Consider the following 246-nt stretch of genomic DNA (forward strand, 5'->3'; position numbering starts at 1 on the left):
CCTTCCTCGAGGCCCTGGCGCTCACGCATCAGCTTCTGCGCCTCCAGCGGTTCGTTCCAGAGACTCGAATCCTCGGCACGCACATTCAGGTATTCAAGCCGCTTTATGGCTTGATCCCAGTCAAAGATGCCTCCTCAGCAGGGTTATCGCCTGCCTGATTTCGTCGACAATGTTCTGCGTTTCCGCGCGCATGGCTGGTCGTTCTGTCCTGTGCTGAAATGGTGCCCTGTTGCTTAAACAGAGCTG

1 pseudogene is annotated in these 246 nt (G+C 56.5%); it reads right to left on the minus strand.

The annotated features are described in order from the left end of the window. Positions 1-192, minus strand: a pseudogene (prfB, locus tag AC0L3B_RS40090) (peptide chain release factor 2); the annotation flags it as partial. Positions 193-246 lie beyond the last annotated feature (54 nt).

It is taken from the genome of Bradyrhizobium sp. Kon56 (assembly GCF_055807635.1).